The following is a 21,497-nucleotide window of genomic DNA, read 5'->3' on the forward strand; positions in this document are numbered from 1 at the left end:
TGCGCGACGCGACGCTACGCTACGCAGCGCGGCTTCGCTCACGATGACAATTCCGGAGGCATGCCGGGAGTCCACGAATTCCATGATTCCACTCCCTTGAGGGCCTAATCTGCGGTTAGAATCGTGTTTTCCCTAAGTCAGTCATGAAGGAGCCGTCGCCCACCGTGAGAAGAAACTGGATTCTGGTAGTGCTGGGGTTTGCCATCTTTGCCGCGGCGTTCTATCTGCCGGCCATCAAAGAAGTCTCGGCTTCGGCCAGCGACAAAGGCATTGTCGGCTACAAGTGCGCGATTCTCGCGCTGGAGCTGCCCTGGGGCAATGACGGGGCCAAGATTTTGCATGACTCGCCGGGGATGTACTTTTCCATCCTGATCAGCGGGTGGATCAATCCGGTATTTCTGATTGTCCTGGGCCTGGTGCTGATCAAACCTGGGTCGCGGGTCTTCTGGGCGTTGCGAGTCGTGGTGCTCCTGATGTTCATTGCTTGCTGGGTGGTTTTCATCCAGATGCACTTCCGCCCGCAGCTGGGCTATTACCTGTGGATGGCGGGCATCCTGCTGGCCCTGTTTTCTCCTATGAGCGGTAGTAAACAGGATGGAAAGTTAAGAGCAGTGTAAGAACTGATTGACAATTCAGCCGATATTCCATAGTTTTGCAAGACGCAAGCATAACGCCAAGATTGGTCAGGTTGGGAAGGGTTTAAATGGCTGTGGAACAGAACGTAGTGCTACCGACCCGCGCGGAAATGCGCATTCTTCAGGTCCTTTGGGACCTGGAACAGGCCACCGTGGAAGAAGTGATCAACCATGCCAGCCTGGCGCCCCGTCCGAATTACAAGACAACGCAGACCATTTTGCGCATCATGGAAGAAAAGAGCCTGGTGCGGCATGTGAGCCGCGGGCGGGTCTTTGTGTTTGAACCCTGCGTCACCCGGGACCAAGTGGGCAGACTCTCCGTGCAGACGCTGCTGGAACAGAATTTTGGCGGATCGCCGGCCCAGTTGCTGGTGAACCTGCTGGAAGCCGGCCCGGTGAAGGAGCCCGAGCTGGAGGAACTGGAAGCCCTCATCCGGAACTATCGCAAACAAAAGGGAGACGGTTCCAAATAGCCCGGACGACGGAATCCGGGGGCGCCGTTGACGTATATGGCTGCAAACCATTATCTGCAGTTCGCGGGAATCATCCTTAGCTACATCCTCAAGGTGGCGGCTGGATTTCTGGTGTGCCTGTGCCTTTCCCGTATTTTGCGCCGGCCCGATCTGCGCTTCCGCGTTTGGCTGGGATTTTTGCTGGCATCAGGATTGTGCTGGCTGGCGCTGCTGGGTTCCGCCGTGGGCAGCTTGTTCCCGCGTGTGGTCACCGAAGCCGGCTCCGCGTCTTTGCTGAACACATCGTTGTTCAGCGCTTCGTTCAGCACATCGGGACTGGGCAGGTCCGTACTCAACGCCGTGGCGGCTCCCGAGCATTGGCTGGTGCCCATCCGCTGGAGCCAGGACGTGATGATCGCTGGGCGGACTCTGCTGGGCGCTTACTTGTGCGTTGTCCTTCTTCTGGCTTGCCGCAAAACCTGGGTGCATGTGCGCCTGCGCCGGCTGCTCAAGCTGGGCATGCCGCCCGCGGCTGATGTTACCGCACTGTTTGAGAGCATGCGGCGCGAGCATGGCGTGCGGCGCTGCGAGCTGGCCATCTTGCCTGGCCTGAGTTCGCCGGCGACGGCCTACTGGTGGCGGCCGCGCGTGGTTCTGCCGGAAACCGTTCTTCCTGAGCGCGCCATTTCCGAGGAAGCAGCGGGCCTGGGCGCGAATCCGCAGTTGGCCAGCATTTTCTGCCACGAGCTGGCCCACATCCGCCGCCGCGATTACTTCTGGGCCAACGTCGCCGACGTGATTTGCGGTGTTCTGTTCTTTCATCCCGCGGTGTGGCAGGCGAGAAAACAAATGCGGCTGGAACGCGAACTGGCGAGTGATCTGGCGGTGGTCAACGCCCGGCCTGAGGTCCGCGCCGACTACGCCGACAATCTGGCGCGCTTCGTGCGCATGCGCATCATTCAGGGCGGCATTTCCTGCGGCGTGGATTTCGCGGCGTCCGCTTCAATCCTGGGCGCGCGCATCAGAAACATTCTGGCCGAACCGGTCCGCGTGCCTTGGTGGAAAAAACTCTCTGCCGCCACAGCGAGTGCGGCGCTGCTGCTGAGCTTTCTGCTCTTGAGTCCCGGGCTCTCTGTGGCGCTTGATTTTTCAAGTGACGACTTTTCAAGTGACGCCTTCTCCAGCGACGCGACAACGAAGCCTCTCGCGGCTGTGCGGCAGCCCGCGACGAAATCGTCGTCATCCATGGCGCGGCGCGCACATGTTGCCGCTGCGGTCCCGACGGCGGCTGGCGTGCATCGCCAAGCGCGGCCGTCTTCCTATGAAGATTCGCTCAGGCAGGCTCACACTCGAAGCTACGTACAGGAGACTCCTGCTTACCGCTTGACCGCCGGAACTTCTAGCTCGCAGGTTGGCTCACCCAACTGGGATTCTCCTGCACTGAGTGAGCCTTCGCCCGGCAACCGGCCTGCCACGCGGCCTACGGTCTCTGACTCGGTGACCAGGATTGTGCTTACGACCGTGGGCGGAATTGCGATCCATGAGCGTGAAGAGCGCAGCGAGCATGGTGGACACGGGCACGCGCGATAAGCAGAGGCGCTGAGTTCATCCTCACATTTACAATCCCTGAATGCGACTAGCCAACAAGGTGGCCATCGTTACCGGCGGCGGAAGCGGAATTGGCCGGGCCATTGCCGGGGCTTTTGTACGCGAAGGCGCGAAAGTGGTGATCGCCGGGCGCAACCAAGCCAAACTGGATCACGCCGCGAAAGAAATTGGGGCGGGATGTCTGGCAGTCGCAGCCGATGTGAGCAACCTGCAAGATCTGCAACGGCTGGTGCAAACCACGCTTGACCGTTTCCAGCACATTGACATTCTGGTGAATAACGCCGGAGTGCTGTTTGCCGGGACCGCGGAGTCGGTCACGGAAGACCAGTGGGAGCAGACGTTCAACGTGAACGTCCGCGGCGTGTGGCGGCTCTCGCGCGCGGTACTGCCGCATATGCGCGCAGCCGGCGGCGGAGCCATCATCAACATCGGCTCAGTGCTGAGCCTGCTGGGAGCGCGCAACCGCGTGGCGTACGCAGCGTCAAAAGGCGCGCTGCTGCAGATGACGCGCGCCATGGCCGTGGACCACGCCGCGGAAAAGATCCGCGTGAACTGCATTTGCCCGGCAACGGTGGAGACTGAAATGGTCGCTGCCGCCATGGACGCGGCTGCGCGCAAAGCGCGGCTGGCCATGCATCCCGATGGCCGCTTTGGACAGCCGGAAGAGGTGGCGGGACTCGCGGTGTTTCTGGCCAGCGATGAATCCACCTGGATCACCGGCGCTGCTTACACGGTGGATGGCGGATATTCGGCGTGGTAATCGAGGCCATAGATTTTTTGCAGAAGAGTCCTTCATGACAGAAACGTTCCTACAGCCTGCAAGTGCGGACAACAAAACGTTCGCGGCCGACCGCGAAACCATTTCGCAGGCCTACGCGCGCATACGGACCCACATTCGCCGCACGCCGGTCATTGAAGTTGCGGCGGAAGACTTTGGACTCAACATCGCCAGCCTGACCTTCAAGCTGGAGTTTCTGCAGCACACGGGATCATTCAAAGCGCGCGGCGCGATGAACAACCTCTTGTCGCGCAAAGTGCCGAAGGCCGGAGTTGTTGCTGCGTCCGGCGGAAACCATGGCGCGGCCGTGGCGTTTGCGGCGATGAAGTGCGGCGTCCCGGCCAGGATCTTTGTTCCCAGCGTTGCCTCATCGGCCAAGCAGGACCGAATTCGCAGCTACGGAGCCGACCTGGTTGTCGGCGGAGAACGCTACGCGGACGCGCTGGCCGCCAGCGAAGAGTGGGCCGCGCAATCGGGCGCCATGACCGTGCATGCCTACGATCAGGCAGAGACCCTGCAAGGCGCGGGGACGGTTGCGCTGGAGATGGAAGAGCAATGCCCGGCCACGAACACTCTGTTTGTCGCTGTGGGCGGTGGCGGGCTGCTGGGCGGCATCGCCGCGTGGTATCAGGGCCGGATCAAACTGGTTGGCGTGGAGCCGGAACTGGCGCCGACGCTGACTTACGCGCTGGAAGCCGGACGTCCGGTGGACGCGCCGGCCGGCGGCATTGCCGCGGATTCGCTAGCGCCCAAACGAGTTGGCGAACTCATGTTTCCCCTGGCACAAAAATACGTGAAGGAAGTTTTGCTGGTTTCCGATGCGGCCATCCAGCAAGCCCAGCAGAAACTCTGGGACGTGTTGCGCGTGGTAACCGAGCCGGGAGGCGCGGCGTCGTTCGCCGCGCTGCTGTCAGGGGTTTACAAGCCTGCGGCAGACGAAAAGATTTGCGTGCTGCTGTGCGGCGCAAATACCACGGCGGTGAAGTTCTAGCGGCGTGAAGCGCAGGGGCTAAAAGCCCAATGACTAGACCGCACTATCGGCACGGCTGAAGCCATGCCCTGATACCTCTGCCCCAGCATGCCAAAACCCAGCTTGCCGGGGGCCCCTGCAGTGGCTGAAGCCAGATGCAGTTCGTCGTAAAGATGCCGCTCGTCGTGAAGAAGATGAGCAAAATGCCCATCCTAAAAATAAACAGGGGCACGGTCTTCACCGTGCCCCTGTAGTCCAAACTGTTAATTCTTACGGTCGCGCTGGAGCTGCTTCTTCCTCCGGTGGCGGAGGCGGCGGCAACTCTTTCTCGATGGGCTTGCGCGGGAACATCTGGTCGCGCTGCGCGGCCATATACACGAACGACGCCACAATCACCGCAGCCTGCTTCAGGTCGTCCGGCTGGAGGCGGTCGTAAACGTCCATGTTGGAGTGGTGGGTGCGCGTTTCATATTCCAGAGGGTCTTGAATGAACTGGAATCCCGGGATGCCGACGGCGTCGAAAGAAAGATGGTCGGTACCGCCGGTGGTGCGCATGGTCAGCGTGTCCATTCCCAGATCGTGGAAGGGCTTCATCCAGGCTTCAAAGATCGGCTGGACGGCCGCGTTCTCCTGCATGAAGACGCCGCGAATCTTGCCGCTGCCGTTGTCCACGTTGAAGTAGGCGGACACCTTGGCCTGCTCCGGCTTCACCGTCACCGGACCGGCGTCGCGACGGATCACCGTGGGGTCGCCCTTGCGATCAGGGTCTTTGGATTCCGGACGCGAACCGAAATGCTGCGCCACATACCATTGCGATCCAAGCAGGCCTTGTTCTTCGCCGCTCCACAGGCCGATGCGGATGGTGCGCCGCGGCTTCACGCCCACGGCCTTGAGGATGCGCATGGCCTCCATCATCACGATGGTGCCCGCGCCGTTGTCGGTGGCGCCGGTGCCGGCGTGCCAGGAATCCAGATGCGCGCCCAGCATGACCAGTTCGTCTTTCTTGTCGGCGCCGGGAATTTCGGCGATGGTGTTGTTCTGGGTCATGGCGTCATCGTAGAAATTGTTTTTGACGTTGATCTCCAGCTCCACGTCTTTCTTCGCCGCCAGGATGCGGGCGATGCGGTCCCAGTGCTCGGTGGCCATGGTCAGCTGCGGCGTGCCGGCGGTCTGGCCCTGCTTGTACGACCCGCCCTGCTGCACAAACACCGTGCCGCCGTTGATGGCGCCGCGGCTGTGGTCAATCAGGGCCACGGGCTTTTCTTCGTCAAAGAATTTGTTGATCTGGCGCTGTATGCGGGCGCGCAATTGGAACTCGCGGAAGCGCGCGTCATTGCGGTCGCCGGGAATCTGGTATTGCTCTTCCTCAGTCAGCGTTTTTTCGTTGAAGCGCTGCGACAGCGGCTCGGTGGAGAGCTTGACTTCCGCGTCGTCGCCGATGAGGACGATCTTGCCGGCGAGCTTGCCTTTGTATTTTGCCAGGTCCTGCGGCGAGCGAATCACCACGCGGACCACCTGTGCGCGGACGGCGCCGTTGGTGCCCGGCGTCCAGGCCTTGGCGTAAGCCAGCAGCGGCGCGTGGTCGGGCGACACCATGTGCACGCTGGTAAACTCATTGGCCCAGCCCACGCCAAACGGCGTCCAGGCTTCCAGGTGGGCGTTGGACATGCCCAGCTCTTCCAGCTTGGCACGCGTCCAGTCATTGGCCTTGCGCATGTTGGGCGACCCGGTCAGGCGCGGGCCAATCTGCTCCATCAAGCCGGAGGCCAGTTCCATGATCTTGGAGTTGCGGAAGCCTTCGTAGCGGATCTTGTTGATCATGTCCAGGTCGGCTTTTTCGGTTTGGGCAAAGGCGCTGCTCAATGAGAATAGGAAGAAGAGCGCAAGAACGAAGGCGGCAAACCGCCGGGACGTTGTCATAGGTACTCCTTTTCTATCGCGCAGATGAGGGGAGAAGTCTAAATGGAGAGGGAAAGGCGGTCAAACCGCCAAAAGGGATGAAGGACAGCATAGGAGGGATTCTCTACCTCCTGGCATCGACCCCCTGGACTCGGAACATCAATCGGAACATCAATTAGTCTGCCAAGACGATCGGCTCGTCAAGAACGACCATATTGAGGGAGTCCGCATGACAAAGATCCAAACACGTTGCCAATATTTGCGACTTACGGTCGTCGGCGTCGGGTGGATTCGGCCAGCCAGTTACAACAGTGTGTCGTTCGAAAGGATCATTATCACGAGTGGCGAGGAGCTTGCTCTTCTCGTAATCGGCCACTTTGAGGTCCGCACGTGCATAGATTTTGCGACGTTTTGCAGTCAGAGTAAGCCGAGCCACAGACCAAATCTCGTTATCTACGAGCTGCGTGACATGAGCTGTTGACAGCTCCAGGTCGGGTGGAGGCTGGAACACGTTGGGCTTAGGCCGATACGCGGCGGGATTATTCTTGTTCGCAATGTTGTTCTTAGTGTAGATGAAGCGCGTGACAAGTTCAGCAGCTGTCAGTCTTCCCTTGAAGGTGCCGACCGCAGTGCCGGACTTATTGGCAAGTTTGCGCGTCGCGAACCAGCTCGTCAAGCGCGCGAAGAATGTTTGAAGGAATCTCATCATCGAGCCATTCAGTTCCGTGAGATGCACGCTTGCCCCTTAGCCAAGCGTAAGAGCATCTGCCGTTCGGATCTATTCTGATGGTCAGCGCCTTGCGATGGCCAAAGTCCCAATCTAGAGCGACCTCACCATCCTGATCCGCGCTGACCTCTGGTACGGGCGCAGTAGTCGGCAGAGCTTCCAAGAAGCGCTGAGCATTCGCGTAGGCGTCGGGGTCGAGCGCTTTAGCGCCGTAACCATTCCAGTCTGGCTCCGCTGCCTCAGCACGAATGGCCTTCAAATCAGTTATCGCGCATTCTGCTGCGTGGCTGACGGCAAGGCTAGTAAGCAAGTGCTTCCGGACCTCCTCGCTTAACTGTTGTAGCCGGCCAGCGGAATCACTGGCCGCACGAGATCCACGAGACTGAGGACGTATTATTAGGCCCATGCCACCGAAAATTTCTCCTGTCAGTATCATTCGTACATCTCCACGGCTTTTTCCGTAAGGGTTGCGAAGAAAATTTCGTTCTTCAGGTCGCGCAGCTTCTCAAACATCTCCGGCAGCAACGGATCAGTTGGTGCAACCGACAGATTCTCCTTAAAAGCATCGATATCGATAAGCAAGCCAATGGCGTCCTGTCCCATCAGCGGCTCCGACGCCTGCACAACAACAGCGGAGGTATTCCTTTCGGGATCGTCTACTGCTATTCGACATAGAAATTGCCGAAGATGCTGCGGACTGGGGGATGCTAGCGCCGGGGGTGCTGTCAAGTATTCGCCAAGCTCAGCCGGTACCGGTATCCGCAAACGATTAATATACCTCACCGCCACACGAATTACTTCTGGAGGCTGAGCCTTCGCCACGTAAAGCTGCCACAGGCGGGTCGCCTCAGCAAAAACCTCTCCCCAAGTCGTATAGCGCTCCAACTTGCTGAATGTAAATCCGTCAGTTCTAAACTGCGCCACCAAAGAGCCGGCGCGGTACTGCCAGCCCATTGCCGACGTGGTTGTCGTCGGCTCAATCGATTTGCCTTGTTCCATTCCGAACCGAGCTTCGACAGATTGCAGCAGCAGCGCCTTTGAGTACTGCGACCCAAGAGACGGCGTTAGACCGGCAAACGAGTCCGCAACAGTACCCTCCCGCTTCAGAACCCGGTAGTCAATCACTGCTTCAACAATGGGAGCGTTCGTAAGATGTGAGCGTCTCTTGGCCATCACTTGCGACCCGCCCGCGCAATCGCACGTGCAGACAGTTTTGGATGCTCTACAAACCCGTGAAGGACTTGTTCGATGAAGCGGCCTCCAACCTCGGCTGGGGTGCGTCCATAAATGCCGCGAGTTGCGAGCTGCTTCAATAATTCTACCGATTGAGTGGCCAATCGCACTTCGAAGCGGACGCTCGGAGACGTGTTTTCAGATCTTCCCATTTCTACCCGCTAATTATCGGGTATTAATTCAAGGATTGCAACAACTCTGCCATACGCTTGGTCGGGTGGCCACCCTTTCGCCCGGTGTCGGCGAAGGGGGAGGCAGGTGTGCATGCTGGCGGCTTCGTCGCCGAACTTGACAAAGCGAACAAAACACGATAATCTATGAGATGGTCTCAGCGACCTGAAGCACTATCTTTCTTTGACAACTGAATAAAGCAGCCGTAGAGATGAACATCCAGGCATTCTGTTAACCAAAGAGTAAAAAGAGCGTTTGAGAAGGCGGAAAAAATTGAACGCGTTTCGAGGACGAAACGAGGCTGGAAAAGGCTTTCGACCGTCCGGTGACCGCCTTGTCGAATTGCAGTTGGGCTTTTGTTTTCAACAAAACACCGATAGGGGGGTGGGGTCGGCGGAAAAGTTTACTCAAGGGTAAACCAGGAGAATCGGGACATCGGGACATCGGGGCATCGGAACATCGGGAAAGCGGCGCCAAGACCGCCGCCACTCCTCACCACAGCGGAGCCACTGGTTCCTCAAGGAATACCGGTCGCGGGCCGCCGGGATTGGAGAGGCTGATCACGCCCAGGAAAGGTTTGGCTTGGGGATCGTACATTACGGCGATGCGTCCGCCGCGACCGGACGATCCATCAGAGCCGTCTCTTCCGCTCATGCCGTCGCTGCCGCTGCGTCCGCTGGGCGAGCCACTGCCTCCGGAGCCGCCGCGGCCACCGCGTCCGCCCTTGCCGCCGGACCCGCCGGGGCCGCCCAGGGACTTTATCGTCAGGGAGCCTCCCTGGGGATCCACCAGGTAACGCCGGTCATGGCCGGGGGCGGACACCATCACCTGCAGCAGCGGATGGCTCCCGGCCCGGAGCGCCACACGCACCTGCACCGGCGGCCCGTCGCCGCCAGATCCGCCGTCAGAGCCGTCGCCGCCGTTGCTCCCGTCCCCGCCGTCGCCGCCGGCGGAAGGATGGTCAGGGTCGAAGGAGCCGGAGCTGCCGCTGGAGCCGTCCATGCCGTCACTGCCGTTGGAACCGCTGGAGCCGCTGCTGCCGGAGAAACTCGACACGTAGCTGTAGTCATAGCGCACGGGAATATCGAACTCCGCGTGCAGGTCAGGATGGCTGGGAACGGTGATGGCGACGTGCGGGACCTTGCCTTCGCTGATACGGGGGTCATGTGGCAGGGACACAACGCCTTTCTGGTTGGCCGCCGCGACAGTCGCCGTGACCTGGAGGTCCTTCCACAGGACCTTGCCGTGGCCTGCGCCTTCGGTCACCCAGGGCTTGCCGTCAGCTCCGGTGAAGGTCACCACCAGCGGAAGCTTCTCTCCCGGCGCGATGCCCGGGCCGCCCTGGGCCAGTCGGGTGTCCATGGCCGTGACCGGGATTTTTTCCAGGTAAACCCTGGTCCCCAGCTTGACTCGAATCGCGGTGCACCCGCCCAGTCCAAGCAAGCAGGCCAAAGCCATGCAGGCCGCCCATGTTCTGATCATCATGTTGCGCAAAGAAGCCAGTATCGTGCTGCTCATGGTTCCATCCCCGTGCCGATCGAAAGACCTGGAGTTAATCTCACGCTTAGTCGAATCACAACCTCTTGGTGTGGCGCGCTCTCTGAGGTCTTCTGCTGATGCGAACCCTCTACTGGCGAGCATGTTGTGGCGACAAGCTCCATTCGCAGGTTAAGTTCTGTGGGGAATTGTTGCGAACAGGGGCCACCGCATCCCGGGAAAATTGCGGCGCAGACGGAGGACAGAGTCGGCTATCCTGCCTGCTGTCCTTTGGACCTGTGCGCCGCGCGGATAAAGCGCACCAGGCTGATGCTGAAGCCGGACATCATCGCCAGCGCGGCCACCGGCAGGGCCGCTTTGTAGGTCAGCGTCATGTCGGGACGCGAGTGGCTCACGCCGCCGACGATCAGCAGCACGATGGCCAGAAACGCGACGGACAGAAAGAAGCAGATCACGCCGCTGACCAGGCCGATCGCCAGACTTAAGAAGAGTTTGCCCATGAAAAGGATGCGCGTCCGGGAGCGCCCCGGCCGCTACGTTAGAATAATAACGTGAGTCAGGCCTTGAATACGGAAATGCGCACGGCGCAGGAGATCATTCGCGCGTCGCAGGTGACCCAGGCGCCGAACGGCATCTGCTACGGCACCGCCGGCGAGGTCACGCTGCCCTCGAATGAGCTGGAGCGGATGATTGCGTCGGTGCCCCGCGCGGTGGCCGCGGCACTGCAGCGCAACGCGTTCTACTTTGTCCCGCTGGCCATTGCCGATGACGACAAGACGCTGGTGGCGGAGCGCTTTGATCCCGCGCTGGTGGACCGCGCCATTTGCCATCGCAACATTGACGCCGGGGATTCGCGCTACGTCTTTATTTCCACCCGGCTGCTGGAAGAACGCTTCTCCATCGCTTTCGAGTTCTACATCAACGTCGGCCACAATTTTGTGGACCACGCGGGAGTCTCACCCGAATTTGCCGAGTTGGTGTGGCAGCAGTCGGTGGCCAATGTCCGCGGGGAAACCAGCTTTGATGCGTTTGAGTACCGCAAGCTGGCCACAGCCAACGCTCCGAACCGCGTGGATGAAAAAGCCAAGTCCGAATACCTGGCCGCTGCATTCTCTGATGCCATTGCCGTTTACCTGCTTTCCCTGTGCCTGGACGTGGACTACTACGAGCTGCGCGAACGCGAGTATCCTCTGCTGGCCGCGCCGGCGCTGGCCGAGCGGTTGAAGAAGATCGCCGAGCTGTTTCCGCCGAACCCGGGCTTTGAGTTCAATATCTTCTATAAGCGCAGGAGCTAGGGCAAGAACCTCACTGCGGAGGCACGGAGAAGAGCTTGGGGCGTCTCAGAACGTGGGGGCACCGCGGAGGCGCGGAGGAACGGAGAAATCGCCGACATCGCCGTGGTCGCAACGCCATCGCCGTCATCGGTTAGAAGCAGCGTCTATTTCGAGCGATGAGGGTCCGATTCGCGCTGCTTCAGGCGCGTTAGAATCCAAGCGCGAAGAATTATCTCCGGCGGTTTGGAGCGAAGCGAGAATAATGCGGTTGGGAGCGAAGCGACAGAAAGAAATGAAGCGACAAAGATAATGATTGCTCATTTGCGTGGACGGTTAATCTCCAAGCATCCCAACCAGGCCATCGTCGAAGCCGGGGGCGTGGGCTATGACGTCCACATCACCGTCCCAACTTTTTCTGACCTTCCCGCACTGGGCGCCGAGGTCGCGCTGTTCATACACACCCACGTCCGCGAAGACGCGCTGACCCTATTCGGCTTTCTGCGGACGGAAGAAAAGCAGCTCTTCGAAAAGCTGATCAGCGTAAGCGGCATTGGCCCCAAATTGGCGGTGACCATCCTGAGCGGCATGCCGGCGGAAGCCATGGTGGCGGCGATCCGCGGGAACAACGTGGCGGCGCTCACGCGCATTCCGGGCATCGGCAAAAAGACCGCCGAGCGCATGGTGCTGGAGCTGCGCGACAAGCTGGAAGCTTTTGGCGTGCCGGCAGTCGCCACCACGGTCACTCCGGTGGAGGAAGACGTGGTCTCCGCTCTGGTCAACCTTGGCTACCAGCGCGCACTGGCTGAGCGAGCGCTGGCCAAGCTGGGGAGCACGTCGGGCGAATCTTTTGACGCGCTGTTCCGCAAAGCCATGGCCGCCCTGGCAAAGTAAGCTTGGCGTAGTCGTTGGGGAGAGAAGTTTGGCAGGACTACGCGTGGCAACCTAGGCAGGTCCGCCGAACGGGTCTCTTCAAAAACGATTCCGTATAGCGGGTTTTATACAAAAGACACCTACGGCAAAAGCCGTAGCCAGAGCGCAGCCAAACGGCGTTACACTACGCGTAATGAAACGCTTGATTCAAGTCGCGTTCTTTCTGGCATTGGCAGCGTTCCTGGCAAACGCCTCCGGCAAGAAGAAACCGCAGCAGGCATTTCAGACGATTCCCGACCAGGTTGCCGACATTAGCGCCGGTCAGGTGTCCACGGCCAAACAGCACTGCGAAAACTGGGCGCTGGCTGCGGGCCTGGAGACCATGCTCAGAACACAAGGCGTGGCCCTGGACCAGAAATTCTGGATCATGCGCCTGAACGGCGGCGAACTCTGCGTGAACACCCTTCCCTCCATGGACGCGCTGGCTGACGTGGTCAACCGGGAATTTGTTCTCAACGACGGCCGCCACGTGCAACTGGAACTGCGCTTCATGCCCGGGGCCCCGACCAACGTTGACTCGGTCATCGCCGGGCTGAAACAGCAAAAGATCTCACTGCTGATCTTCCACGGACATCCTTATTACCTCACCGGCGCCACGTACGACGAGCAGATCGGCCGCGAAGGCCTGCGCCGCTTCCTGATCAAAGAACTCCGCCTGGCCAACACCTTCGCCGGCGAACCGGGCATCACCTTCCAGCGCTACCGCGAGCAGAATGAAGAGATTGAAGGGATACTGACGGTGAGCGTGGTCTAACCCTAAGGCATTGCTTCGCACGCTTGTAATCAGCCGAGTTGCTCGTTTCCAAGAGTCCTCCACAAGTACCAACACGCGACTGACCGGAATGGACGCCATAATTCCCCAAGCACCTCAACATCAGCTGATGCACCGTAAACATTGACGATGGCGCGTTGGAGGCCAACGTCACCCAAAGGAAGCACGTCAGGCTCTCGAAGGACCATGATACGAAAGACCGAGAGTGTCCACGGACCGATGCCCTTGATACCAATAAGGGCATCTTCCCAAGACTGCCCTTGTTGCACCCTGGCGCGTATATCATCCGATCTTCGAGCAATGTTGACGCAGCACTCTGCTCGGCGCTCAGGAAGACCCAAGGAGCGCAGACTCGCGACATCTGGTACAAATGCGGACGACGGTTTAGTTAGATTCGGATGAGTGGACTTTGCGCGCTCTGCTATTCGACAAGCAACTTGCGTTGAGATTTGTTGTGCCATCACTATTCGAAGAAGACCCCAAATTGGGTCCTCGGTCGGCAGACAGGGCCATCGAGCAGTTTGAGAAGCAATCACCTGCCCTAATTTGCGATCGGCGGCTGATAGCGCGAACTCGGCTGTCTGGAGCCGGACTAGCGATTGAATTGCTTTTCTTTCTCGCAACGATCTGCCCACGTTGTGTTCTCATCCTGGTTTATTATCGTGCGGAGAATGCAGCGTTCCCAGTGATCATCCAAGGTTCCGATCGCTTCTTGTGAAGTTTGTGCCTTAGCTAATTCAGTAGCGAAGGCATCACATTCGAGGTAAGTTAGATCTCCTAACCGCTGTTTAATTTTGTTGTTCAGTTTTACGCCTAACTCCCCAAATTTCTTCTCAATGTCAACATTTTCTTCGATTCCCCAATCCTTCTTTTTCGTCTTTGCCTCATAGATCGGAGGCATAATTTGCACCACTCGATCAAATCGGCCTGGCCGCTGTATTGCGAGGTCAAATTGGCGAATATTGTTCGTGGCAATGATGAATACAAGAGTTGCTCGTTTATGAATGCTCGCAAGTTTTGGAAGCATCGCAGTTGTGAGCAACCGAGAGAATTGCTCAGCATCCGATGATCCCCTTTCCCGCACAAATTCATCGAACTCGTCGAATAGAACCACAACGCGCTCGGTTTCGGCAAGCATCCGGAAAATCGTATTGGCTTCGGCTTGGATCCCATCCATTCCGCTCCGGAGGAGGTGAGACGGGTCGATAGCAACAAGAGGCCAACCGAGGAAGTCGGCAATCTTTTTGGACAGTTCCGTTTTCGAAGTACCAGGTGGACCAAAGAAGATGGCGGAGATCGGTGTTCCCCTCTTGAATTTGCCACCGTTTGAGACCTTGTTAGATTCATCGGCCAGCGGTTTGACAAATTCTTCCCACAGGAAACCTGTCAGCGAGCGCTGTTTGCCGCGGACATTCACAACACTATCGAGGAAACCTTCTGCAAAACTAGCGTCATTCTTGGGCGTCGCTGCTTCAGGAAAAGGCAGATCTAAGTAATGAAACAGTTTGCGACGAACTGCCTCAGCTACTAAGCGATCAAGCATGTGGACGAAATGATAGACTGAAGCGGTGGCCCACGACTCTGGGAATTTCAATTGGGGGTGGTGCCCCGAAGTCCACGCTTGGACACCTTCTTTGACGCTATACGCGCTTTGGTATGCCGCCTCCACGGCGGCGTTGAGGTTTGGCAAATAATCTAGCAAAAGATTTTCTAGCCTTGGCTCCGATAGGAGTTGAGTAAGCATTTCATATTCATAGCAGTAGGCATTGCCGAACTTCTCGTAGTGAAAGAGAGGGCGGCTTAAAGGCCATGTTCCGTCTTGTCGTTGGCAATCAAAGAAGACCTTGAGCGCAGTGCGCTGGATAGCTGTTTCTTCCGGTGTGGTTTCAGAACGAGAAGTGACGGCTGTAACAAGCATCACTAAGTATGCGACCGCAAACGCGTCTGCCGTCTTGCTGTTGGCCTGAACTAGGCCGATCTGATACGGTAGTTCTGCGCGTCCCCAAGAGCTCACCGCCTTTTCGAGATCCTCTGTTAGCTTCGAACGGCTCTTTAAGGCACGTACGACGAGTTGGGTAAGATATGCACTCGGAGGATAGTTATGGATGGCTACGCCGCCCTTACCGTTCTCGACGGCAGTCTGAAGGATTTTTTCCATCTCTTCAACGCGAGCAGCTGTCTCTGGCCTCAGAGGATCATGAGAACCTTGCAACGCGGTAAGTGCTTCTAAAATCCAGGCAACTGTGAACGGATTATCGTCTGGAAGACCCGCACTGGTCTTTTTCGAAATGAGACCCTCAAGCAACGCTTGCGTTGCTGCTTTGCCAGCTTTCCATGAGCCCGTCGCGACCAATGAGAGCACACATGTAGCTGTACTCGAAACTGAAATTTTGTTTTTGCCTTTGTAATGTTGGTACCCCACATCATGCGCGAAGTACTCGAGGGACGCGACTTGATCCTCTTGAATTTCTTTCGTATGGAGTCGGAGCGATTCAAGTTTTTGGAAGGCGACTCTCATCTCCTCCCTTAGATCTTTGCCGCCAGTAAAGGGCATTGCTTTCTTTCTTACACGTTATTGTATGGAGATGGGCAGCGCTAACTTTTCTCGGACATCAGCCACGTATTCGTAAGCCCGCTGTGCCGGTTCCCCCGAGTTGCCAGGGCGCGTCAATGCAGCGCCGAGGCGCTCGAGGATATCGTGTGCCTCTGCGATCGATGCCCGGGGATTGATCAAAAGTCCCTCAGGACGCCGCGTCCTGGGAATAGCTGCGACTCTACGCAGGGCCTCCTTCAAAGAAGGAACAACAGCGACGTATTCGCGGAGGGTTAAATCGCTGGGCGCGCGGGTCGCGAAAATCGGGACACCGGCGCGTATGGCATACCCCAGCTCGAACGATGCTGACTGCCCGACATAGCCGTCCGGGCAAATCAACCAAAGGAAGTCAGACGCTGCTACCGAATCCAAGTGCCGATCCTGGACGAGACGAACCGACCGGACCGGGTCGCTGGCCACGAACAAGAACTCGCCCTGCGCGGCGACGATGCGCGGATCGGCCGGGGAGAGCACACGAATGGAGCGTGCCGCCAACTCTTCAACTGCCGAGGTTATTGCATGCATATGGCGATGGAAGCTACCGGATACGGTGACGGCCATTTTCCGAGTGTTTTGGGCGAATTGTGAGTTCATTTCTCGCCTCCCCAAACAGGGATGGTCGGGGGTGGGAACCAGGTTGGTTAATACAACCGATAGTTTACACCATCGGCCAATAACCACAATCGTGGTTTTTGCCCTTCCGTAATAACAACAATAGTTGACTTTATCCTCCTAAGTCAATGAAAATGTCACACCGTCAAGGCCAAATAACAACAATATAGTGGTTATGGATTGGAAGCAAAAATTAGGCGAACAGATTCGACGCGCCAGGGCGCGCCAGGGCATGACCCAGCACGAACTCAGGGCGGCCCTCAAAGAAGCTGATTTCGAGCTTAGCGTGAACAGCATTGGACACTATGAAAGAGGGGAAAGAGCACCCGGCATCGATGACCTGCGGAAAATTGCATTCGCTCTAAAGGCCGATCGATTTGAGATCGATGAGAACCTCCGAATAGAATTCAGCAAAAACGGCAAGGCGCGTCCCGAAATAGTACCTCAGCAGCTAACCCTGGCTTTCGACGACAAGGGTGGAGTTACTGTCAGAATCGAATCAGCCAGAGAAGGATTGATCATCAAGAAGAATACTGCCTGAGATTCCGGTCCTACTTCGCCAACCTTATTACTTCCCAATACAAAAACTGCTGAAGATCAGATTCAGAATGTCGTCTGTCGTGGTCTCGCCGGTGATGGCGTCGAGCGGACGCAGCGCGCCGTAAAGATCCAGCATGATCATCTCGTGCGGGGTCTTGCTGTCGACGGCAACGCGGGCTGCTTCCAGGCTGGCGATGGATTCTTCCACCAGACGCTGGTGGCGGATATTGGTAAGGAAGCCGGTTTCCTGCTCACCGCCGGAGTGGCCGGAGACCTGGGCGAGAATCTCCGCGCGCAGAGCGTCAATGCCCTCACCGGTAAGCGCTGACGTGGGGAAAATCTTGCGCGCGCTGAGCTGCCAGGACCACGCCCCGGGCAAATCACTCTTATTGGCGACAGCCACCGCGCGCCGGCCCTCGCAAACGCGGAGCAGGTCGTGGTCGCCCGCGGCAAGGGGCTGCGTGCTGTCCAGGACCACCAGCACCATGTCGGCTTCGCTGAGGGCTTCGTAAGACTTGCGAATGCCGATGCTCTCGGCTTCGTCGCTCGATTGGCGGATGCCGGCGGTGTCCACCAGTTTGATGGGTATGCCGCCGAGTGCCACGGTTTCGGTGACCAGGTCTCGCGTGGTGCCGGGCGTGGCGGTCACGATGGCGCGCTCGCGCTCCACCAGCCGGTTGAACAAACTGGATTTACCCACGTTGGGGCGGCCGACAATGGCCAGCGTGAGCCCTTCATGCACCAGCTTGCCGTAAGCGAAACTGGCGCGGAGCTGCTCCAGCGGCGATTCGATGGCGTTGATGCGCTGGCGGATTTCCTCTGACGGAAGCACGGCCACGTCGTCTTCCGCAAAGTCAATGCCCGCTTCCATCACGGCGATCAGGTCCACCAGCCGCTTCTTCACCGGCTGCAGACGCTTGGACAGCGCGCCTTCGAGCTGCTGGGCGGCGACTTTGGCCTGGTAGAGGGTTTGCGATTCAATCAAATCGCGGACAGCCTCGGCTTGCGTGAGGTCAATGCGGCCGTTGAGGAAGGCGCGCATGGTGAACTCGCCGGGTTCGGCCAGGCGGGCGCCGCGGGCGGTGGCCAGCTCCACGATGTATCGCAGAACCACCGGCGCGCCGTGCGCGGAGATTTCAACCACGTCATCAGCGGTATAAGAATGAGGTTTGGCGAAGAAGGTGACCACGGCTTCGTCCACGCGTTCGCCGTTATCGGGCTCAATCAGTTCGCAGAATGAAGCGTGGCCGGCTGCGAGCTCATGCTTCAAACGCAACATGCCTTCGGCGATGGGCCGCGCTTGCGGGCCGGAGAGACGCACCACGCCGATGCCGCCGCGTCCGGGCGGCGTGGCTATCGCGACGATGGTGTCATCCAAGTTCATTCAGCTCATCGCCGGTGATTGTCCTGGCGGGCCCATTGTTCTTCCAAGCGTTCGTGCAAATGGTCAACTTTGCGGCTCAGCGACGCGACTTCCAACTCAGCTTTGAGATTCACTTGATAGTCCAAATCAGCCTGGAGGCGGTCCTTGGCCGCCTGCCGGTTCTGCGACATCATGATGACCGGGGCCTGGATGGCGGCGGTCATGGAGAGAAACAGGTTGAGCAGGATAAACGGATAAGGATCAAAGTGGTCGCGAAACAGCGCTGCGGTGTTGATGACCACCCAAACCAGCATGATGACGCCGAAAATAATGATGAACGTCCAGGAGCCGCCGAAGCTGGCAACTTTGTCCGCCACGCGCACACCCAGGGTCATACGCTCTTCTTCTTCCACGTTCACGTTGCGGGAAACCTGTGTGCGGAGCAGCTCGTCGGTAACGCGCAGGCGGCGGCCCACCACGGTGAGCAGGTCTATGGCGGCGTGGGGATGCTGATTGATGAACTCCAGCAGCCGCTCGCGATGCATGGTAAGGACCTGGGTGGGCTCCTTGGCGACGGCCGTGGCCGAGCGCGGACCGCCATCCAGGAAAGAAAGTTCGCCTACGACTTCGCCGTGCTCGTTTTCCGCCAGGACGATCTTCTGGCCGTCTGAGCCGAGGAGGGAGACTTCCACGCGGCCGGTGCGCAGGATGAAGATTTCGCCGCCGGGATCGCCAAAGTCAAACAAGGTGGCGCCTTCGGGGAAGTCGCGGCAGTCCATCATCTGGGCCAGGGCTGCGCGTTCTTCGTCGTCCATCAGTTCGAAAATGGGGACTTCGCCGATCATGTTTACGTCGGTGGACATAGGTTTGCTCCGAGCTGTTGCGTCCAAACGAATTTGTGTGCCGCCCCTACGGGGCTCGGCATGTTGGGCGTAGCCTACCCAGGCCTCCCGGCCTGGGCTAACTCATTCCGCGCCTACGGCGCTGAAGCTGTGGACATACAAGTCATCGCGCTTCCGTGGCGCGGCTTCTCTGGGATTCTAAACTGAACGGAACGCCTATCGCCGACGCATGGGATTGGGCTTGGGGGGCTTGTAGTCTTTGGGATAAAGCACAACGAAGCGGCGTCCGCCCTCGCCGTCGCTTTGCGTGGTCAAGGACTGGTGGTCGCGGAAGGCCAAGTGGATCAAACGGCGTTCACGCGACGACATGGGAGCAAAAGAATAGGGGACGCCGGTGCGCAGTACTTTTTCCGCCGCCACGTCGGCGGCCATTTTCAGTTCTTGTTGGCGGGCCGCACGGTAGCCTTTGCAGTCAAAGGAAATTTTGCCGTGCTCTTCGCCATGCAGATGCAGCGCCTCATGGACCACGGTCTCAAAGGAACGCAGCAGTTCACCACCGCGTTCCAGCACCAAGTCACTGTCCGGTCCGGCAAATTCCACCAGGATCTCCGGCGACTCCAGGCCTTCCATGGCCGGAGGGTTGACGGTGATGCGGTACTTCAGGCGGAACGCGCCGGAAGCGATGATGTTCTTCAACAGAGCGTCAATCTTTTTCGCCGCTGCGATCTTGTCTTGAAGCATGAACAGTCTTCCCTACAGCAAATTTGTGCCGGCATGTTGAGGCCGGCTTTTCTCAAGCCCATCCCAGGAACGTCATCGCTTGCGCGTGGCCCGTCGTTCCATGCCCTTGCGCACCTGCTGGCCCAGCTCAGACCGGTTAATCAAGGTCTGCTGGACGTATCCCAGCAGGTTGCTGATGGCCCAGTACACGCACAAGCCCGAGGCCAGGAACCAGCTGATGTAGCCCAGCATCAGGGGCCCCATCACGTTCAAAATCTTCTGCTGCGCCGGATCCATGCCGGCCTGGGGCATGGTTTTTTGCGTCAAGAACATGGTGATGACAATGATAATCGGCAACAAGTGAATGGGATCAGGAGCAGAAAGATCGGTGATCCAGAGCCAGCCGGCCTGGCGCAGCTCCGTGGCATTGCCCAGCATGGAGTAAAACGCAATCAGAAACGGCATCTGCAGCAACATGGGGAAGCAGCCGCCGATGGGGTTGACGCCTTCGCGCTTATACAACTCTGACATTTCCTTCTGCATGTCAGCGCGACGCGGGTCGGTCATGCTGTAGCGCTTGTATTTCTCCTGGATGGATTTCATCTGCGGCTGGATCTTCTGCATCTTCAGCTGCGACTTCATGCCGGAAATACGCAGCGGCAGCAGGACCATGGTGATGACCACGGTCAGGAAGGCGATGGCCCAGCCCCAGTTGGGGACCCAATGTTCGTGCGTCCAGCGGAGCCACAGGAAGAGCGGGCGGGCGATGAAACCGAACATGCCGAAATCCATGATGCCGCGCAGGTCCGCGCCGCCAATCTGGGCCTGCGTGCTTTCCAGCGCGTCCAGCTCTTTGGGCCCGACGTAAAGTCGGGTGCGCGTCAGCCCGGTGACGTTGCCAAAGGCCAGGCCCAGAACGGAGACCTTGTCTTTGCCCTCGCCCGGGCTCGCGGGATTTTTGGGGATCTCAATAGGATTGTTCAGGGTGATGATCACCGTGTCTTTGGCCGAATCGGGCATGAACACCGCGGCGAAGTACTGGTCCACCGTGGCCGCCCATTCGAAAGGTCCGTTGATGGTGTCTCCGCCGACCACCCATTTCTTGCTGCCGATGAGAGAAAACCCGGAGGTTGCGGCCTTGCGTTCAATGGCGCCGTCTTTGCGCCAGTCAATGAAACCGGCCGCCCCAAACGAAGCAGGCGTTACCTGGTCGCCCAGCCCGCCCGGCCACTGCGGAAAGGCCTGGACTCTCTGGCCGCGGTTCAAAACTTCAGTCTCAATGCTGACGGCATACCCGCCGTCGGTGCGGAAGACTTTGCGGGCCACGACGTCGCCGTCAGAGAATTCAAAGACCAGCGGTTCATGCGCGTCCACGCGGCCGGTTACGCTGGCCTGAAACATCGCCTGGTTGAGTTTCTTTTCCAATTCTTTGTCGTAGCTGAAGAAAGAGAGTGGAAGTCCCAGCTGCTGGGCAGCTACCGCATTCACCAAATTGATCGGCTTGTCTTTTTCACCCTTGTACTTGTAGTTTCCTGCAACGGGCTTGCCACCACGGTCCTTGTGCGTCTCAATCAACTCCCACGATTTCACCATGGCGCCGCGATTGGTAAAGGTAATCCGGTAGAAGTCATTCTCCAGCACGCTTTCGGTTTCCGCCTCCGCCATCTTGACGGGAGCTTTGGGCGCGCCGGCGGTTGCAGCCGTGGCCTGCGTAGCCGACGCCGCCGGGGTGGCGGAGCTAGCCGCGGCAGCCGGACTTCCCGTTGGCTGCTGCTGGCTCTGCTGCGGTCCGGCTGGTTGCGACTTGGGGGCTTGCGGTTTGGGCAGGAAGTATTGCAGAGCGATGATCAGGCCAAACACCATTACGAAGGCCAGCATCAT

The 21,497-nt window shown here is 58.7% G+C and carries 21 protein-coding genes; 9 read left to right on the forward strand and 12 right to left on the reverse strand.

The genetic code is table 11. The annotated features are described in order from the left end of the window. Nucleotides 1–164: 164 nt before the first annotated feature. The 5 genes from LAO20_12375 (at nucleotide 165) to LAO20_12395 (ending at nucleotide 4,464) form a co-directional block, all read left to right on the forward strand. Nucleotides 165–617, forward strand: coding sequence for a hypothetical protein (locus tag LAO20_12375; GenBank protein ID MBZ5532220.1), 453 nt, complete (start codon nucleotides 165–167; stop codon nucleotides 615–617). 86 nt (nucleotides 618–703) lie between these two features. Next, nucleotides 704–1,108, forward strand: coding sequence for a BlaI/MecI/CopY family transcriptional regulator (locus LAO20_12380; protein ID MBZ5532221.1), 405 nt, complete (start codon nucleotides 704–706; stop codon nucleotides 1,106–1,108). A gap of 36 nt (nucleotides 1,109–1,144) precedes the next feature. Beyond that, complete coding sequence (locus tag LAO20_12385; GenBank protein ID MBZ5532222.1) at nucleotides 1,145–2,677, forward strand: M56 family metallopeptidase; 1,533 nt, start codon at nucleotides 1,145–1,147, stop codon at nucleotides 2,675–2,677. Nucleotides 2,678–2,717: 40 nt separating this feature from the next. Further along, a complete protein-coding gene (locus tag LAO20_12390) occupies nucleotides 2,718–3,455 on the forward strand; it encodes an SDR family oxidoreductase (GenBank protein MBZ5532223.1) in 738 nt (245 codons plus the stop codon). A gap of 34 nt (nucleotides 3,456–3,489) precedes the next feature. Next, nucleotides 3,490–4,464 carry a threonine/serine dehydratase gene (locus tag LAO20_12395; GenBank protein MBZ5532224.1) on the forward strand — a complete coding sequence of 325 codons (975 nt, stop codon included), beginning with the start codon at nucleotides 3,490–3,492 and terminating at the stop codon, nucleotides 4,462–4,464. A 249-nt stretch (nucleotides 4,465–4,713) separates the two neighbouring features. Here the strand turns inward: LAO20_12395 and LAO20_12400 are convergent, their stop codons facing one another. The 5 genes from LAO20_12400 to LAO20_12420 form a co-directional block, all read right to left on the reverse strand. Then, nucleotides 4,714–6,363, reverse strand: coding sequence for a M20/M25/M40 family metallo-hydrolase (locus LAO20_12400; GenBank protein ID MBZ5532225.1), 1,650 nt, complete (start codon nucleotides 6,361–6,363; stop codon nucleotides 4,714–4,716). Between the two features lie 154 nt (nucleotides 6,364–6,517). Continuing rightward, nucleotides 6,518–7,078 (reverse strand): hypothetical protein, encoded by a 561-nt coding sequence (locus LAO20_12405; GenBank protein MBZ5532226.1) that lies wholly within the window; start codon nucleotides 7,076–7,078, stop codon nucleotides 6,518–6,520. Between the two features lie 423 nt (nucleotides 7,079–7,501). Beyond that, the gene (locus tag LAO20_12410) at nucleotides 7,502–8,242 is read right to left on the reverse strand and encodes a TIGR04255 family protein (GenBank protein MBZ5532227.1); all 741 of its coding nucleotides are present in this window, start codon (nucleotides 8,240–8,242) and stop codon (nucleotides 7,502–7,504) included. Between the two features lie 723 nt (nucleotides 8,243–8,965). After that, complete coding sequence (locus tag LAO20_12415) at nucleotides 8,966–9,991, reverse strand: hypothetical protein (GenBank protein ID MBZ5532228.1); 1,026 nt, start codon at nucleotides 9,989–9,991, stop codon at nucleotides 8,966–8,968. Between the two features lie 230 nt (nucleotides 9,992–10,221). Further along, entirely contained in the window at nucleotides 10,222–10,470 is a 249-nt protein-coding gene (locus LAO20_12420) for a hypothetical protein (GenBank protein ID MBZ5532229.1), read from the reverse strand. Nucleotides 10,471–10,545: 75 nt separating this feature from the next. Here LAO20_12420 and LAO20_12425 point away from each other — a divergent pair, with 75 nt between their 5' ends. The 3 genes from LAO20_12425 (at nucleotide 10,546) to LAO20_12435 (ending at nucleotide 12,928) form a co-directional block, all read left to right on the forward strand. Beyond that, nucleotides 10,546–11,265 carry a hypothetical protein gene (locus tag LAO20_12425; GenBank protein MBZ5532230.1) on the forward strand — a complete coding sequence of 240 codons (720 nt, stop codon included), beginning with the start codon at nucleotides 10,546–10,548 and terminating at the stop codon, nucleotides 11,263–11,265. A 288-nt stretch (nucleotides 11,266–11,553) separates the two neighbouring features. Continuing rightward, entirely contained in the window at nucleotides 11,554–12,135 is a 582-nt protein-coding gene (gene ruvA, locus LAO20_12430) for a Holliday junction branch migration protein RuvA (protein ID MBZ5532231.1), read from the forward strand. A 172-nt stretch (nucleotides 12,136–12,307) separates the two neighbouring features. After that, nucleotides 12,308–12,928, forward strand: coding sequence for a hypothetical protein (locus tag LAO20_12435; GenBank protein MBZ5532232.1), 621 nt, complete (start codon nucleotides 12,308–12,310; stop codon nucleotides 12,926–12,928). A 29-nt stretch (nucleotides 12,929–12,957) separates the two neighbouring features. Here the strand turns inward: LAO20_12435 and LAO20_12440 are convergent, their stop codons facing one another. The 3 genes from LAO20_12440 to LAO20_12450 all read right to left on the reverse strand — a co-directional run bounded on the left by LAO20_12440 (nucleotide 12,958) and on the right by LAO20_12450 (nucleotide 16,133). Beyond that, the gene (locus LAO20_12440; GenBank protein MBZ5532233.1) at nucleotides 12,958–13,407 is read right to left on the reverse strand and encodes a hypothetical protein; all 450 of its coding nucleotides are present in this window, start codon (nucleotides 13,405–13,407) and stop codon (nucleotides 12,958–12,960) included. Between the two features lie 131 nt (nucleotides 13,408–13,538). Beyond that, a complete protein-coding gene (locus tag LAO20_12445; protein ID MBZ5532234.1) occupies nucleotides 13,539–15,500 on the reverse strand; it encodes an ATP-binding protein in 1,962 nt (653 codons plus the stop codon). A gap of 18 nt (nucleotides 15,501–15,518) precedes the next feature. After that, nucleotides 15,519–16,133: a hypothetical protein gene (locus LAO20_12450; GenBank protein MBZ5532235.1), complete on the reverse strand. Its 615-nt coding sequence runs from the start codon at nucleotides 16,131–16,133 to the stop codon at nucleotides 15,519–15,521. A 193-nt stretch (nucleotides 16,134–16,326) separates the two neighbouring features. Here LAO20_12450 and LAO20_12455 point away from each other — a divergent pair, with 193 nt between their 5' ends. Next, nucleotides 16,327–16,692, forward strand: coding sequence for a helix-turn-helix domain-containing protein (locus tag LAO20_12455; GenBank protein MBZ5532236.1), 366 nt, complete (start codon nucleotides 16,327–16,329; stop codon nucleotides 16,690–16,692). 27 nt (nucleotides 16,693–16,719) lie between these two features. Here LAO20_12455 and mnmE read toward each other — a convergent pair whose 3' ends face one another. From mnmE to yidC, 4 genes are all read right to left on the reverse strand, one after another. Continuing rightward, a complete protein-coding gene (gene mnmE / locus LAO20_12460; GenBank protein MBZ5532237.1) occupies nucleotides 16,720–18,075 on the reverse strand; it encodes a tRNA uridine-5-carboxymethylaminomethyl(34) synthesis GTPase MnmE in 1,356 nt (451 codons plus the stop codon). A 5-nt stretch (nucleotides 18,076–18,080) separates the two neighbouring features. Further along, entirely contained in the window at nucleotides 18,081–18,917 is an 837-nt protein-coding gene (locus tag LAO20_12465; GenBank protein MBZ5532238.1) for a DUF1003 domain-containing protein, read from the reverse strand. A 195-nt stretch (nucleotides 18,918–19,112) separates the two neighbouring features. Then, on the reverse strand, nucleotides 19,113–19,637 hold the full coding sequence (locus LAO20_12470; protein MBZ5532239.1) for a single-stranded DNA-binding protein: 525 nt from the start codon (nucleotides 19,635–19,637) through the stop codon (nucleotides 19,113–19,115). A 72-nt stretch (nucleotides 19,638–19,709) separates the two neighbouring features. After that, entirely contained in the window at nucleotides 19,710–21,497 is a 1,788-nt protein-coding gene (yidC, locus tag LAO20_12475) for a membrane protein insertase YidC (protein MBZ5532240.1), read from the reverse strand.

It is taken from the genome of Terriglobia bacterium (assembly GCA_020072815.1).
GTDB lineage: Bacteria > Acidobacteriota > Terriglobia > Terriglobales > Acidobacteriaceae > Angelobacter.